Origin of the sequence: uncultured Desulfovibrio sp., from assembly GCF_944324505.1 — a bacterium.
Taxonomy (GTDB): domain Bacteria; phylum Desulfobacterota; class Desulfovibrionia; order Desulfovibrionales; family Desulfovibrionaceae; genus Desulfovibrio.
In genome coordinates, this window is sequence record NZ_CALUWO010000007.1 from 1 (window position 1) to 14,309 (window position 14,309).

General features: G+C 64.0%; 13 protein-coding genes, 2 tRNA genes and 1 pseudogene. 5 read left to right on the forward strand and 11 right to left on the reverse strand.

Annotated elements, in window-relative coordinates:
• From Q0J57_RS07955 to sfsA, 5 genes and pseudogenes are all read right to left on the reverse strand, one after another.
• Window positions 1-701, reverse strand: a pseudogene (locus Q0J57_RS07955) (sulfite reductase, dissimilatory-type subunit alpha); the annotation flags it as partial.
• A gap of 376 nt (window positions 702-1,077) precedes the next feature.
• Window positions 1,078-1,863 (reverse strand): helix-turn-helix domain-containing protein, encoded by a 786-nt coding sequence (locus Q0J57_RS07960; RefSeq protein WP_297219038.1) that lies wholly within the window; start codon window positions 1,861-1,863, stop codon window positions 1,078-1,080.
• Window positions 1,850-3,532, reverse strand: a complete 1,683-nt coding sequence (locus Q0J57_RS07965; RefSeq protein WP_297219039.1) for a sigma 54-interacting transcriptional regulator — start codon at window positions 3,530-3,532, stop codon at window positions 1,850-1,852. The genes Q0J57_RS07960 and Q0J57_RS07965 overlap by 14 nt, the downstream gene beginning before the upstream one ends.
• Window positions 3,533-3,685: 153 nt before the next feature.
• On the reverse strand, window positions 3,686-3,985 hold the full coding sequence (locus Q0J57_RS07970; RefSeq protein ID WP_297219041.1) for a hypothetical protein: 300 nt from the start codon (window positions 3,983-3,985) through the stop codon (window positions 3,686-3,688).
• Window positions 3,986-4,020: 35 nt separating this feature from the next.
• Window positions 4,021-4,806 (reverse strand): DNA/RNA nuclease SfsA, encoded by a 786-nt coding sequence (sfsA, locus tag Q0J57_RS07975; protein ID WP_297219043.1) that lies wholly within the window; start codon window positions 4,804-4,806, stop codon window positions 4,021-4,023.
• 123 nt (window positions 4,807-4,929) lie between these two features.
• On the opposite strand from sfsA, the gene Q0J57_RS07980 reads away from it, so the two are divergent.
• The 3 genes from Q0J57_RS07980 to Q0J57_RS07990 all read left to right on the forward strand — a co-directional run bounded on the left by Q0J57_RS07980 (window position 4,930) and on the right by Q0J57_RS07990 (window position 6,564).
• Window positions 4,930-6,117, forward strand: coding sequence for a pyridoxal phosphate-dependent aminotransferase (locus tag Q0J57_RS07980; RefSeq protein ID WP_297219045.1), 1,188 nt, complete (start codon window positions 4,930-4,932; stop codon window positions 6,115-6,117).
• 116 nt (window positions 6,118-6,233) lie between these two features.
• Window positions 6,234-6,309, forward strand: a tRNA-Ala gene (locus Q0J57_RS07985).
• Window positions 6,310-6,488: 179 nt separating this feature from the next.
• Window positions 6,489-6,564, forward strand: a tRNA-Ala gene (locus Q0J57_RS07990).
• Between the two features lie 95 nt (window positions 6,565-6,659).
• Here Q0J57_RS07990 and thiE read toward each other — a convergent pair.
• Window positions 6,660-7,295 (reverse strand): thiamine phosphate synthase, encoded by a 636-nt coding sequence (gene thiE / locus Q0J57_RS07995; RefSeq protein WP_297219047.1) that lies wholly within the window; start codon window positions 7,293-7,295, stop codon window positions 6,660-6,662.
• A 9-nt stretch (window positions 7,296-7,304) separates the two neighbouring features.
• Window positions 7,305-8,249, reverse strand: coding sequence for a DUF362 domain-containing protein (locus tag Q0J57_RS08000; RefSeq protein WP_297219049.1), 945 nt, complete (start codon window positions 8,247-8,249; stop codon window positions 7,305-7,307).
• 111 nt (window positions 8,250-8,360) lie between these two features.
• Here Q0J57_RS08000 and Q0J57_RS08005 point away from each other — a divergent pair, with 111 nt between their 5' ends.
• Window positions 8,361-10,916, forward strand: a complete 2,556-nt coding sequence (locus Q0J57_RS08005; RefSeq protein WP_297219051.1) for a mechanosensitive ion channel domain-containing protein — start codon at window positions 8,361-8,363, stop codon at window positions 10,914-10,916.
• Window positions 10,903-11,247 (forward strand): cupin domain-containing protein, encoded by a 345-nt coding sequence (locus Q0J57_RS08010; protein WP_297219053.1) that lies wholly within the window; start codon window positions 10,903-10,905, stop codon window positions 11,245-11,247. Before Q0J57_RS08005 ends, Q0J57_RS08010 begins: the two co-directional genes overlap by 14 nt.
• A 175-nt stretch (window positions 11,248-11,422) precedes the next feature.
• Here the strand turns inward: Q0J57_RS08010 and Q0J57_RS08015 are convergent, their stop codons facing one another.
• From Q0J57_RS08015 to Q0J57_RS08030, 4 genes are read right to left on the reverse strand one after another with little or no spacing between them, the layout of a single operon-like run.
• Entirely contained in the window at window positions 11,423-11,965 is a 543-nt protein-coding gene (locus Q0J57_RS08015; protein WP_297219055.1) for a 2-oxoacid:acceptor oxidoreductase family protein, read from the reverse strand.
• Window positions 11,962-12,777 (reverse strand): thiamine pyrophosphate-dependent enzyme, encoded by an 816-nt coding sequence (locus tag Q0J57_RS08020; protein ID WP_297219057.1) that lies wholly within the window; start codon window positions 12,775-12,777, stop codon window positions 11,962-11,964. The genes Q0J57_RS08015 and Q0J57_RS08020 overlap by 4 nt, the downstream gene beginning before the upstream one ends.
• A 1-nt stretch (window position 12,778) precedes the next feature.
• Window positions 12,779-13,873: a 3-methyl-2-oxobutanoate dehydrogenase subunit VorB gene (gene vorB, locus Q0J57_RS08025; protein ID WP_297219059.1), complete on the reverse strand. Its 1,095-nt coding sequence runs from the start codon at window positions 13,871-13,873 to the stop codon at window positions 12,779-12,781.
• A complete protein-coding gene (locus tag Q0J57_RS08030) occupies window positions 13,870-14,091 on the reverse strand; it encodes a ferredoxin family protein (RefSeq protein ID WP_297219061.1) in 222 nt (73 codons plus the stop codon). Before Q0J57_RS08030 ends, vorB begins: the two co-directional genes overlap by 4 nt.
• Window positions 14,092-14,309: the final 218 nt, after the last annotated feature.

The following is a 14,309-nucleotide window of genomic DNA, read 5'->3' on the forward strand; positions in this document are numbered from 1 at the left end:
AAGTCGGAACGGGCCATGGCGCACACGCAGCCATTGGGGCAGCCGTCGAACTTGAACTTGAACTTGTAGGGGAAGGCCGGACGGTGCAGTTCGTCCTGATAGTCCTGGGTGAGCTGATAGCACATGTCCTGCGTATTGTAGCAGGCATATTCGCAGCGGGACTGCCCAAGGCAGGCCGCCGGGGTACGCAGGTTGGAGCCGGAGCCGCCCAGGTCATTGTGCAGCTTGTGGGTCAGCTCGTGGAAGATTTCTTCCAGCTGGGGGGTCTGGGTGCCCAGCAGCACGATGTCACCGGTGGAGCCGTGCATATTGGTCAGGCCGGAGCCGCGCAGATCCCAGATATTGCACAAGGCACGGAGAAATTCCGTATTGTAGTACTTGCCGGACGGCTGGGCCACGCGGATGGTGTGGAAGTGGGCCACGCCGGGGAACTTTTCGGGCTGGTCGCAGTAACGGCCGATGACGCCGCCACCGTAACCGAACACGCCCACGATACCGCCGTGCTTCCAGTGCGTTTCCTTGTCTTCATAGGACAGTTCCAGAAGGCCCAGAAGATCGTCGGGAGCGTCCGCGGGAATCTGATAGTCCAGCCCGTCAGGGTTGGCCGCGCGGTGGGCCGCTTCCTGCTTGATGTCGGACACAAAGCTCGGCCAGGGGCCGCTTTCCAGCTGATCCAGCAGAGGGGTTGCATGTTTCAACATTCGCCATACCTCCATTTACTAGCGCAACGATTTTTCGTTTATATGGACTGCCATTCCAGTATGACAGCATGACATCGATGCCCGTCTGACAGCACCAGCATTACCGATTTTCGTTGTTCCGCACAAGAAAAATTTGGTTGATTAAATCACTATACAGCATGGTTATGGAAAAAATACGCTGCGGCGCGGCACGCTGCGCTGCGGATGCCCCAGATTATTTTTCAACGATATTTCGTTTATAAACGCCCTTTTTCTTGATTTTTCTTGCCAATTCTCTTCCCGGATATAACGATATTTCGTTTTAACAATATACAGCATCATCCCGCCCAGCCCCGGAGGACCGCAGCGCACACAATTGGTGCAAAAAATAAGATACTCAGGAAAAGGAGCAGAAATGGCTGTGGGGCCAGTGCTGCGCAAGCCAGCGCCGCATCATCTGATATTCTTCTGTTGCCAGCCCGGCGTCACAGGCCAGCTGACAGAAAATGCGGGACCGCGAGAGCGCCTGAAGGCGCTCCAGCAGCAGAAAGAGGGAAGGAACCGCCGCGGGCAGACAGGCATCGCCACAAAAAAAGGCTTCGCCCCGGCGGGAAAAGGCCGTCATCAGGGACAGCGCCCCCTGATCGGGCGGCGGAACAATGCGGCACACGTACCAGGCCGTCATGCGCGCCCCCTGGGGCCGTGCTTCCGCTGCCCCGTCTCCCGGACAGTCCTCCGTCACGGCAGACAGCCCGGCAAAAAAGCGCCGGCCGCCGGGGGGCAGCCGCAGCCCCCACTGGTGAAACAGGCGCTGCAATGTCCAGCGGGAAAGGGCCAGGCCGTACAGGCGCTCGATGAGCAGGCCCACCGACTCCCGGTGCCAGAGCGGAAAGGCAATGTCGCTGCGCTCCGGAAGCCCCCGGGCCAGAAGCTGCAACAGGGCAGCGGCCCGCTCCTGCCCGATGAGCGCACCGTGGGGACGCCCCCGTCGCCGGAGGGTCAGGGCCGCCTCCCCTTCCTGCCGGAAGGCCCGCACCCAGCGGGCCACGGTAACGCGCGTCACCCCGAAGACCTCGGCGGCGCGCTGCTGCGTCAGCTCGCCGGAGGTGACGGCCTCCACGGCCTTGCGCCGTATGATGCACAGGATATCCGGGGACAGCGTTCTGCCGTCACGACGCGCCATGCCGCCCTGCTCCCGTCTTTCCGCCCCGCACCGGGGCAATGCCGTACTTCCTGAGCCGCGAACACAGGGTGGTGGGGCTGATGCCCAGCAGACGCGCGGCGCCGCCGTCCCCGTAGATTCTGTTGCCGCAGGCCGCAAGGGCGCGCAGGGTATTGTCCCTGGCCAGCCGGACCATTTCCTGTTCCGTGTACACGTGTTCCTCTGTGCCGGCGCTGCCGCCCTGCTGCGTTGTCTTCAGCACGGCGTGCAGCATGGCGGCGTCCACACGGCTTCCCGTGGCCGTCAGCACCACGCGCATGAACACATTGCGCAGCTCGCGCAGGTTGCCCGGCCAGGCATAGTCCCGCAGCAGCTGCCAGCAGTCTTCCGGCAGCTGCGGGCAGGGCCGCTTGTACTGACGGGCCAGGGATTGCAGAACCCGCTGCGCCAGCAGGGGGATATCCTCCCTGCGCTGGCGCAGGGGGGGCACGTCCAGGGAAAAGACATTGAGATAATAGAACAGGTCTTCCCGGAAGCTGCCCTGCCGGACCCGCTGGGGCAGGCTGGGATCAGCCGAGGCCATGAAGCGCGTGTGCAGGGGCTGGGGATTGGGTTCCCCCATCTTCCGGAATTCCCGGGAACGGAGGATGCCCAGCAGCTTGCGCTGCACCAGCGGCGGCAGGTCCTGAATATTGTCAAAAAAGAGAGAGCCGCGCCGTGCAGCCTCCAGAAAGCCGATGACGCCGGTTCCCTCCGTTGTGGCGGAGCCGAAGAAATCCCGTTCAAAATGTTCTTCGGAAAGGCGGGTGCAGTCCACCCTGACCAGCGGTCCCCCGGCCGCAGGACTCTGCCGGTGCAGTTCCCTGGCCACACTGCCCCGGCCGGACCCCACTTCTCCCACGATAAGCACGGGAATGGACGCATAGGCAACCTGCCGTATCCTGTCCCGCAGCTCGCGCATGGCCGGACCGTCTCCCAGCAGGGCTTCGTCCGAGGGCGCCATATCGGCCCGCAGATAGACATTTTCGATTTCCAGGCAGCGCTTCAGGCGGGCCAGCTCCTCAAAGGCCTGGGCATTGGCAATGGACACGGCCAGATATTCCGCCACAAGGCGCAGGCTGTCCATTTCCGGCGCTTCATGCCGCTGCCGGCTGAACAGGGCCAGCACGCCCAGCATGGTCCCCTTGTGCACCAGCGGAAGGCCCAGAAAGGTCTGAATCCCCTCCGCCTCGATCCACTGCGGATCACTCACCCAGGGCATGCGGGGGGAAACCCCGTCCACATGAAAGGCCTGACCGGATTGTGCAATGCGGCCCACCTTGCCCCGCCCCAGGGGAAAGCGCTGGAACTTCCCGTCAAGGGCCGTCCACTCCTGCCCGCCGCAACGGGACCGCCCGGAACTGGCCACCAGCCGCAGGCACTGCCGATGGTCCGTGCAGTCATAGAACTGCCGGCAGGTGGCACAGAGGTCGGGCGTGCTCTGCTCCAGCAGCCATATCCGGCACAGGGCCGTACCGGGCAGACGGCCCAGGGTGCCGGCCACCAGAGAGAACACCTGCTCAAGGGTATGGCACTGGGCCATCTTCAGCAGCAGCCAGTGCACATTGCCCAGCGAGGGCACCCCAGGCGCGCCGTCCGCCGGCCGCACGGCATGGCCGTCGGCATGGGAAGGAAAGGGCGCTGTGGTCATGCCGGCATCATCCTGACACCTGCCGCCCTGCTCCGGCCGGGACGGCTTGTCCTCCCCTGCCGGGCAGGAAGCACCGCCCGGAACGGCCGGCGCAGACGAAGAAACGCCGGCATCCTCCCGCACGGGCTGCGGCGGAAACTCCGCCCCCACGAGCTAGCCCCGCTTTTCCTGCTGGCGACGCTCCCGGCGCAGGCGCAGCATATGCAGCACCATGCGCAGCACAACCCAGCCGCCCACCAGAATCAGGATAAAGGCAAAGCCCAGCACGCCCCAGGCATGCAGGCCCACGCCCTCCCACAGGCCCAGCACCCAGAAGAACAGAAAACAGCCCACCAGAAAGGCGCCCCAGCCGCAGCCCCGCCGGAAGCCGGTCTGGGCAAAGAAATTGATGGCCGCGCCCAGCCCGAGAATGGAGACGGCGCTCATGAGCAGCAGGGAAAGAAATTCGATCATGCAAACCTCCGAAAAAAGAAGAGCGGGAGCAGCCGTCATCCGTCCCGGCGGGGGCGCACGGGCAGCGGCTGGCCCAGGTCGATGCCCTCCGGTCCCACCACGGCCCGGTAGGGATATATTTCCACCCCGGCGGCCTGGGCGGCATACATGAGGTCCGCGTATTCCGGGTCAATGCACGCCGCCGGCGCAAAGCAGTGCCCGTCAGGGCGCTGCACCAGATAGAACATGGCCGCCCGCTCGCCGCCGGCCACAATATCCATGAGTTCACGCAGATGCTTGCGGCCGCGTTCCGTGGCCGCATCGGGGAAGCAGGCGGCGTCATCCTCCATCATGGTGACGTTCTTGCACTCCACCCACAGCGGCGGCAGCCCGTCGCTCCAAAAGCAGGCATCCAGCCGGCTGGCGCCGCGCACGGCCTCGCGCCGGCAGTGGCTGTAGCCGGCGGCAAAGGGCAGCCGCCCGGCATGAAAGGCCGCCTCCAGCAGCCGGTTGGGGACGCTGGTATTGACCCCTACCCAGAAACCCCCGGCCCTGTCCAGCCCGCGGGGCGTGGGGTCCGGCGCGCGCAGGTCCTCATCGGCCGGCCGATCGGCCAGCCAGACAGCCTCCTGGGTAAAGCGGAGCTTGCGGGCCGGATTGGCGGCCGGGCTGGCCAGCACCGGCGCGCCGGGGCGCAGCAGGCCGAGCATGCTGCCGGAATTATTGCTGTGAATCCACACCGCCTCGCCCTGCAAGCGCATTTCCACGCTGAAACGCCGGTAACGGCGCAGAAAACGCCCGCAGACACAGGGGGCGGAAAAGGGAAGCAGGGGACGGGGCATACCACCTCACCACGACCGGTGGCATCAATTTACAGCACGTGCGGAACCTGCTATGCTGAAGGGCGCTTTTTCCCACCGGGAGAATGAACGCCATTGGCAAGCCATGCCTGCAAGGAGATCCTCATGCATATTTCCGATCGCTTGAGCACCATCAAACCTTCCCTGACCCTCAGTGTCAACACCCGCGCCATGGAATTGCGCGCCCAGGGCGTACAGATCACCAGCCTTGCCGTGGGCGAGCCGGACTTCCCCACCCCCAAGCACATCTGTGATGCCGCCAAAGCCGCCATTGACGAAAATTTCTGCCGCTACACGGCCGTTGCCGGCATTCCCGAACTGCGCAAGGCCGTTGCCGGCTACTTCAAGCAGTTCTACGACGCGGACATCGCGCCCGAGAATACCATCATCTGCGCCGGCGGCAAGCACGCCCTCTTCAACTTCATCCAGGCCACGGTCAATCCCGGCGATGAAGTGCTCATTCCCGCGCCCTACTGGCTCAGCTACCCGCCGCTGGTGACCCTGGCCGGCGGCAAGCCCGTCACGGTGCCGGCCACCTCCGAGCACGGCTTCAAGGTCACGCCCGCCATGCTGGAACCCTACCGCACGGACAAGACCACCCTGCTCATCCTCAATTCGCCCAGCAATCCTTCCGGCGCCGTCTACACGGCTGACGAACTGGATGCCCTGCTGGACTGGGCCGAAGCGCACAATGTCTTTGTGCTCTGCGACGAAATGTACGATCAGCTCGTCTTTGCGCCGGCCAAGATGGCCAGCGCCATTCACCGCTTCATCAAAAAACCCGAGGGCATCGCCATCCTGGGCGGCATGTCCAAGAGCTTTGCCATGACCGGCTGGCGCGTGGGCTATCTGGTGGGCCACCCCGAACTGATCAAGAAGATTTCCAGCATGCAGGGCCACAGCACGTCCAATATCTGCTCCATTGCCCAGAAGGCCGCCCTGGCTGCCCTCACCGGTCCCATGGACTGCCTGCATACCATGCGGGAAGCCTTCCAGCGGCGCCGCGATCTGGCCATGGACATCATTGCCGGCTGGCCCTGGGCTGTCTGCCCCCGCCCGGACGGCGCCTTCTACCTCTTTGTGGATGTGCATGCCTGCTACGGCAAGGAAGTGCACAATTCCACGGAAATATGCACCAAGCTGCTGGAAGAGGCCAATGTGGCCGTGGTGCCCGGCGCGGCCTTCGGCGACGACAACTGCATCCGCCTGTCCTATGCCGTGGCTGACGACGTGCTGCGCAACGCGCTGCTGGCCATGGGCAAGGTCTTTGCCCGGCTGTACGCCCAGAAGTAGCGCCCTGCTCCGGCCGGGAGCAGGCAGGCATGCCGGGGCGCTGCGCCAATCAGGAAAACTGCCTGTTTTTTTGTTGACAAGTCTCCCGGTCTGAGGCAGTATCACTTCTGCACCAAGGGGTTGTAGCTCAGTTGGGAGAGCGCTTGAATGGCATTCAAGAGGTCGGGAGTTCAATTCTCCCCAGCTCCACCAGAAAGCAAAGGCCGGTCAGCACGCTGACCGGCCTTTTTCTGTGCCCGCGACCAGTTTCCGTACCGACAGCTACAGTGCAGCGCCCGTTGCGCAGCGCGGCCTTTTCCGCCCCCTTGCGGAAAAACGGAAAAAAGGCTTGACAAAGTTGCCTCTTTCACGCAAAGTCATTCCCACGCCAAGGGGTTGTAGCTCAGTTGGGAGAGCGCTTGAATGGCATTCAAGAGGTCGGGAGTTCAATTCTCCCCAGCTCCACCAGAAAGCAAAGGCCGGTCAGCATGCTGACCGGCCTTTTTTCATGCGGCCCCGCCCCCGTCCGGAAGGGGGCCGCTCTCTTTACGGCATTGCCCCGCCTAGGCGTGCATGGCCCGGCGCACGGCAGCCACCTTGGCGCCGATGTCCTCGGCACCCACCAGCTCGGAAACCAGCGCGCAGCATTTGGCCCCGTGGCTGGCCACCTCGCGGATATTATGCTCCTTGATGCCGCCGATGGCCACAAAGGGCACGGAAATATGGGTCGCCACCCAGTCCAGATAGGCAAAGCCCACAGGGGCCACCACATCTTCCTTGGTCTGCGTGGCAAAGATGGGTCCCACGCCGATATAGTCCGCCCCCAGTTTCACGGCCTCGCGGGCCTGATCGGGATTGTGGGTGGACAGGCCGATGCACATGCCGTCGCCCACCAGGGCACGCACGTCCGGCAGCGGGATGTCCTCCTGCCCGATGTGCACGCCGTCGGCCTGGGCCAGTATGGCCAGGTCCACATGATCATCCACAATGAAGCAGGCCCCGGCCTCACGGGTCAGCCGGCGCATGAGGCGGCACTGTTCCAGCATTTCGCCGCCCTTCATCTTTTTTTCTCGATACTGGATAATGCGTATGCCAGCTCCCAGCAGGGCGGAAACCACCGTTTCCAGGGAACGCCCCAGCGAAAGGCGCGAATCGGTCAGGGCATAGATATCGGTCTGGCCGGGCAGGATGACAGGCATGAAAACCTCCTAGTTTTTGCAGGAAAGCCATATCCGGCGCAGGCAGCTCTTCAGCAGGCGTCCCGGCCGGAACGAGGTATGCGCCAGGTGGACGGGCCAGCGGAAATCCCGGACAGCCACCTCCTCCGGCGTCAGCAGGGGAAAACGCGGGCGGCAGCCGTTGGCACGGCAATGCGCCTCGCCCCGGCGTGCCAGCGCCTCAGCCAGCGGCACCTGGTCCACGGGGCAGCCCAGCAGGGCATAAACGGCCTCGTCCAGCGCCACGCAGGAAGCGCTGGCCGCCAGCAGGCCCAGGGCGTAGGGCTGGCCGGCGCTGGGACCGGTGACGTGCATGGCCGTAATCCCGTCCAGCAGGCCCAGCACGGGCGGCAGGGCCGCCCAGAGCGCCGCCAGACACGCGGCAAAAAAGGCCGGGTCCTGCCCCTGACGGGTATGGATAATGGCCTTGCGCAGGCCGCTTACGCAGCCGAAGCAGTTCTTGACGCTCAGGGTCAGCCGCATCTGGGAATGTGCCTTGACCCTGGCCGCGGAAAAAATCAGATCGCTTTCCTGTGCCAGACGGGCCACGGGAAAGGTCACCCCCGTATCCAGACGCAGCGGCAGGGGTGCCTCCAGAGCCTCCACGGCCAGCCCCAGAGGACGCAGGGCAGCGTCCAGTCCCACGCGGCGCGCCACGTACTGCGCCGTGCCAAAGCCCGGCGAATCCGCCACGCGCACCACGGCGCCCTGTTCCTGAAGCCAGCGGCAGAGGCCCGCCACCACCAGCGGTTCGGTACAGGCCAGCGGACGGGCGGAAACCAGATTGGGCTTGACCAGCACCCGCGCCGTGCGCAGCCCTTCTGCACCGGGCAGGGCCGCATCCAGCACGCGGGGCAGAACCTCCGCCACCTGGGTCGTGCGGGAGCAGCGGGCAATGGCCACAATCGGCTCCCCTGACGGGAAAACATCATACATGGGCAAACTATGCCGCCGGCCGCCAGACTTGTAAAGCAGCCTCTTTTCAAGGCATGCCTCTTGCGGTAGTGTGCGGCTTTCCGCTCCCCTTACTCTTTCGGAGGATTCCGTATGCTCCGTCTGTTCCGTATTCCGCTTTGCATGCTGCTGTGCTGTCTGGTGCTGACCCTGGCCGTGCCCCCCGCCGTGGTGCTGGCCGATGATGGGGATCAGACCGCCTCGTCGCAGAAGGACCCCGCTGCCCAGAAAGCCGACGATGACGCCCAGAAAAAGGCCGAGGAAGAAAAGAAAAAGAAAGAGGATGCCACCAAGCCCGTGGTGGATCCGTGGGCCGACATCTGGGAAGGACAGCGGGACTACCTGGTAAGCGTCATCAAGGAAGCAAAGGAAAAGAATACCCAGTTTTCCGGCCGCGTCACCAGCCTGAGCCCGGCGGAGGAAAACGAGGCCCGCCGTCTGCTGGTCCTGGCCAACAACTTCCGCAAGTGGCCCAACCCCCTGGAGGCCGTCAGCCGCCGCATCAGCCTGACCATTCGGCGTGTGGACCAGCTGCTGCAAACGCCCCTGCAGGAACGGGCCATGATCCAGGCCATGCTGGAGCGCGTGCGCGGTCTTTCCTCCTCGCTGCCCGACGATACCCAGAGTGCCGGACAGGAAATCAAGAACTACGCCAAGGATATCCGCGTGGCGCGCAGCCGCCTGGAAAATCTGCTGCGCCGCTACGATACGGCCCTGGCACCGGCACAGAATCTGCTGCGGGACCTTTCCACCACCCAGAAGGAAATTTCCGCCCTGCTGCCGGGCCTGTGGAAGGAATACTACCTGCACGGGGCCGTGCCCTATCTCAGCCCCGACACCTGGAAGCGCGTGCTGCGGCAGTTGCAGTACTTCACCCAGGGGCTGATACTGCGCGTGCCCGTGGAAATCCCCATCACGCCCGAACAGTGGGAAAGCGTCTTCCTGCGGCTGGGCGCCAGCGTGGCCTTCAGCCTGCTCATTCTCTTCCTGCTGTATCGCAACTGCCGGGGCTGCCGGGACAATATGACGCTGCGTCATATTTTCCGCGTCAGCCTGCCCTGGCTCTTTCTGGGCATCTGCCTGATTTCGGCCTCCATTGCCTCATCGGACGAGACCTTCCGCCTGTTCCTGGCCCTGGGCAATCTCAATCTCATTGTGGCCCAGGTCTTTCTGGCCTGGGACCTGCGCCGCCTGCGACATACGGAAGTGCCGGCGGAATCGTCGCCCCTGTGGCGCCTTATCCCGCTGACCGTCATGGCCTATATTCTGCTGTATCTGCCCCTGCCCGCCGCCATCGGCGTGGTCACGTGGATCATGAGCATCATTGCCTACATGATTGTGCAGCGCAAGCGCCGCTTTGACACCAACTTCGGCCCCATGCAGCTGGAAACCTCCATCTGTTCCGGCCTGCCCGCCGTCATCTGGATTGTGCTGATCCTGGCCCTGATGGGCCTGCACGTCTACAGCATGGTGCTCTACCTGCTCTATGCCTCGGTGTCGCTGGCCCTGCAACTGAGCATGGGCAGCATGTCGCTCATCAACCGCATCAACGACCGTCTGCCCAAGGACGGCGGCCGCGCTGCCCTGTCCAGCGTTCTGGTGGCCCTGGCCGCGCCCACGGTCATCATCCTGGCCTGCGGCAGCATCGCCATGTGGGTCATCACCCTGCCCGGCGGGGGCTATCTGCTGCAGGACTATGTTCTCAAGGGCGTTGACGTGGGCGCCACCCGCTTCAACGCCCTGCAGGTGCTGCTCATTGTGAGCATGTTCTTCATCACGCGCACGGCGGTGCGCATGGGCTGCCGCTTCATTTCCCACCTGCCGGAGCGCGGCCTGAGCATTGAAGGCTCGCTCATCCAGCCCATGCAGACGGCCGTCACCTATACCTTCTGGGCCTTGTTCGGCATGTTCGTGCTCCGGGCACTGGGCATGGAACTGAGCAATCTGGCCATGATCGCCGGCGGTCTTTCCGTGGGTATCGGTTTTGGCATGCAGACCATCATCAACAACTTCCTCTCCGGCCTCATCCTCATCTTCAGCCGGACCATGCAGGAAGGCGACGTGGTGGAAGTGGGCAATACCACCGGCCGCGTGCGCAAGATCAGCGTGCGCGCCACCGTGGTGGAAACCTATGACAATGCCATCATCTATGTGCCCAATTCCGAATTCGTGTCCAGCCGCCTCATCAACTGGACGCGCAACAGCCGTTCTGTACGCCTCCAGGTGGATGTGGGCGTGGCCTACGGCACGGATACCGCACTGGTCATGCGCCTCATGCACGACATTGCCGGCCGGCATCCCCGCATTCTCAAGCATCCCGAACCCATTGTGCTGTTCACGGCCTTTGGGGACAGCACGCTCAACTTCGCCCTGCGCTTCTGGGTACAGGACTATGACGTGGGCGTGTCCACCTCGTCCGATCTTCGCCTGATCATGGAGCGCGAATTCCGCGCCCACAATATCGAAGTGGCCTTCCCGCAGCTTGATGTGCACATCAAGCAGATGCCGCCGCGGGCCATCACCCCGCGCGACATGCCCCCCCGCAGCGAACCGCGCGCCCCGCAAATCCGCCGGCCGCGGCCCAAGGTCATGCGTCATCCCAGACGCGATGCCGCACAAACAAAAGGAGGAGCCAATGATCCGTCGTAAAAACGAACTCACCACCTTTGAACGCCCCATGTTCGGCGGCCCCGGCACGGGCAGCGGCTGGCAGATCCTCAATGACGGGGACTTTGCCGGCAAGGGCCGTCTGTTCAATCACCTGCTGCTCAAGCCCGGCTGCGGCGTGGGCAAGCATACCCACAAGGGCGACTTTGAAATCTACTACGTCCTGCGGGGCGAAGGCCACTATGACGACAACGGCACGGAGGTCATCCTCCATGCCGGCGACGTGGCCATCTGCAACGCCGGTGAAAGCCACGCCCTGGAAAACCGGGGCCAGGACGATCTGGAAGTCATTGCCCTCATTCTCTTTGCCTGAGGCCAGCTCACGCCACGGGCGCCGGGAAAAGGGACAGCCTCCGCAGAGCTTCCTGCCCCTGTCCCCCTTCCCCGCCACGCCTTTTCAGGGCGGACGGCACACACGTAAAACAAACAGGCCTTTCCCCATCTGGGGAAAGGCCTGTTTCCTTTCTGATATTGCGCCCCTCCGGGGCCTATGCCGCAAAATGATATCCGGCTTCCAGCGCCCGGATATTGTCGGGAATGAGGCGGGCATAATGGCCGCTCACCACACGCTGCATGGCCGCCGCCACCGCTGCCGTCGACAGCATGCCGGTGGCCCGCAGCCAGGCGCCCAGGGCCACCATATTGGCCATTTTCACATTGCCCAGCTCGCCGGCCATATCATTGGCCGGAATGTAGACCGTGCGCCGGGAGGGGTCCAGCAGCTCGCGGGAGATGAGCGAGGCATTGACCACCTGTACCCCGTCCTCCTGGAGACGCGGCTGGAACTTGCGCAGCGACGGCTCGTTGAGCACAATGAGGGAACAGGGCCGCCCCACCAGCGGCGAGCCCACGGGATGACTGTCCAGCACCACGGTACAGTTGGCCGTACCGCCGCGCATTTCCGCCCCGTACACCGGGATAAAGCTCACCTCCAGGCCGGCTTCCATGCCGGCCTGGGCCAGCAGATTGCCCGCCAGCATGACGCCCTGCCCGCCGAAACCGGCCATGATGACATCCATGTAACCGCTCATGCCGTTACCTCCTCGCCAGCCGGAGCCTGGGCGGTCACGTCCCGGTAGACGCCCAGGGGAAAGACCGGAATCATTTCCCGGCCGATGCGCTCATTGGCCTGTACCGGGTTCATGTGCCAGTTGGTGGGGCAGCCGGAGAGCAGCTCCACAAAGCCAAAGCCCAGCCCCTGCAACTGCACCTCAAACGCCTTGCGCAGGGCCTTTTTGGCCCGCCGCACATGCGCCACCGTGTCCAGGGCGCAGCGCTCGGCATAGGCCACACCGGCCAGGCCGGCCATGATCTCCGTCAGATGCACCGGTCCGCCATCGCCCCGCAGGTGACGCCCGGTGGGCGTGGTGGTGGTCTTCTGCCCCAGCAGGGTGGTGGGGGCCATCTGCCCGCCGGTCATGCCATAGACCGTATTGTTGATAAACACGGCCGTGATGGCTTCGCCCCGGTTGGCCGCGTGGACGGATTCGGCAAGCCCGATGGCCGCCATGTCCCCGTCCCCCTGATAGGTAAAGACCACGCTTTCCGGCCGGGCACGGCGGATGCCCGTGGCCACGGCACAGGCGCGGCCGTGCGGCGCTTCCACGGCATCCACGCTGAAATAGTCATAGGAAAAGGCCGAACAGCCCACCGACGCCACCAGAATAGCCTTGTCGGCCACGCCCAGTTCGTCCAGCACCTCGCAGACAAGGCGATGGGCAATGCCGTGATGGCAGCCCGGGCAGTAGTGCGTCTCCTTGCCGGACAGACTGGCAGGCGCATCAAAAACCAGTGTTTCGTCCGCGGACGGGCAGCAGCCGTCCTTGTGCATTGCGTCCTGCATCTCAGTCCTCCTTGAGTGCCGCCAGAATGGGATCCAGCAGATCGTCCGCGCCCACCAGCAGGCCGGGCATGATGCCATGCCAGCCCACCACCGTGCGCTGCGGCAGAATGTCCAGCGCCAGGCGCACATCTTCCACCATCTGGCCGGTATTCTGTTCCAACACCAGCACACGCCGGCCCCGGACCACCCGGCGCAGGGCCGCATCCGGCCAGGGGAAGAGCGTCACCGGGCGGAACAATCCCACCTTGAAGCCCTGATCACGCAGCTGCCGTATGGCGCTGCGGGCGATGCGGGCAATGGAGCCAAAGGCCACCACCACCAGCTCGGCATCGTCGCACTGCCAGGTTTCCCACGCCGCATCGGCGCGCATGGCCTCATAGGTCCGCATCAGTTCCTGATTGCGGGCGGCCAGGGTGCCCTCGGCCAGATAGACGGACTTGAGCAGCCGGGGCGCCGCCCCGGCACCGCGCCGGCCGCGGCCTTCCAGACGCCATGCGGATGACAGGCGGGCGTAATCCTCCGCCGTCAGGGCATCGGCCGGCGGCTGACGCCGCACCGGCTCCTTGATCTGGGCCACGATGGCATCCCCCAGCAGCATCACCGGATTGGTATAGCGGAAGGCCAGCGCAAAGGCCCGGAACATGAAGTCATAGCACTCCTGGGCCGTGGACGGGGCCAGGACAAAGTTGCGGTGATCGCCGTTGCCGCCGCCCTTGACCGCCTGAAAATAGTCGCCCTGTGACGGGCCGATGTCCCCCAGGCCGGGACCGCCGCGCATCATATTGACGATGACGCCCGGAATATGACTGCCGGCCATGTAGGACAGGGCTTCCTGCATGAGGGCAATGCCGCAGCTGGACGAGGATGTCATGGCCGGAATGCCGCAGGCCCCGGCGCCCAGAAGCATGGTGGAGGCCGCCAGTTCGCTTTCGGCCTGCACGAACTGTCCGCCGTTTTCGGGCAGCAGCCGGCTCATGGCTTCGGGAATTTCGTTCTGCGGGGTAATGGGATAGCCGAAATAGCAGCGGCAGCCGGCATCAATGGCCCCCAGCGCCACGGCTTCATTGCCCTTGATGAGAATGCGTTGATCACTCATGCCGTTTTTCCTCCGCCAGCGGTGCGAAATACGCGAATGGCCACGTCCGGGCACATGATGGCGCAGGAGGTGCAGCCCGTGCAGTGGCCGACGGCTTCCATGACTTCATAGCCCTGCCTGTTGAAACGGCCGGACGGGCGGATACACCGGGTGGGACAGGCCGAAACACAAAGGCGGCATCCCTTGCAACGGTCTTCCAGAAACACAATTCGTGACATAGGCAATCCTTTGGGCAACCGCCTTGATCCCGGCCACCCGGCAGGAATGTAAACCGCCTGAAAATCTCGTCAAGCCATCGCCGTTTTCCGGCGAAATCCCTAAAAAAACAGTTAATACCCTGGCAGCACTGACAAAAATGCCGCCCGACAGCAATTGAGAAAAAAGGAAATTTTTCCTGATTGCCGGAACGGACAAGGCGGAAGGCAGGAAGCGGCAC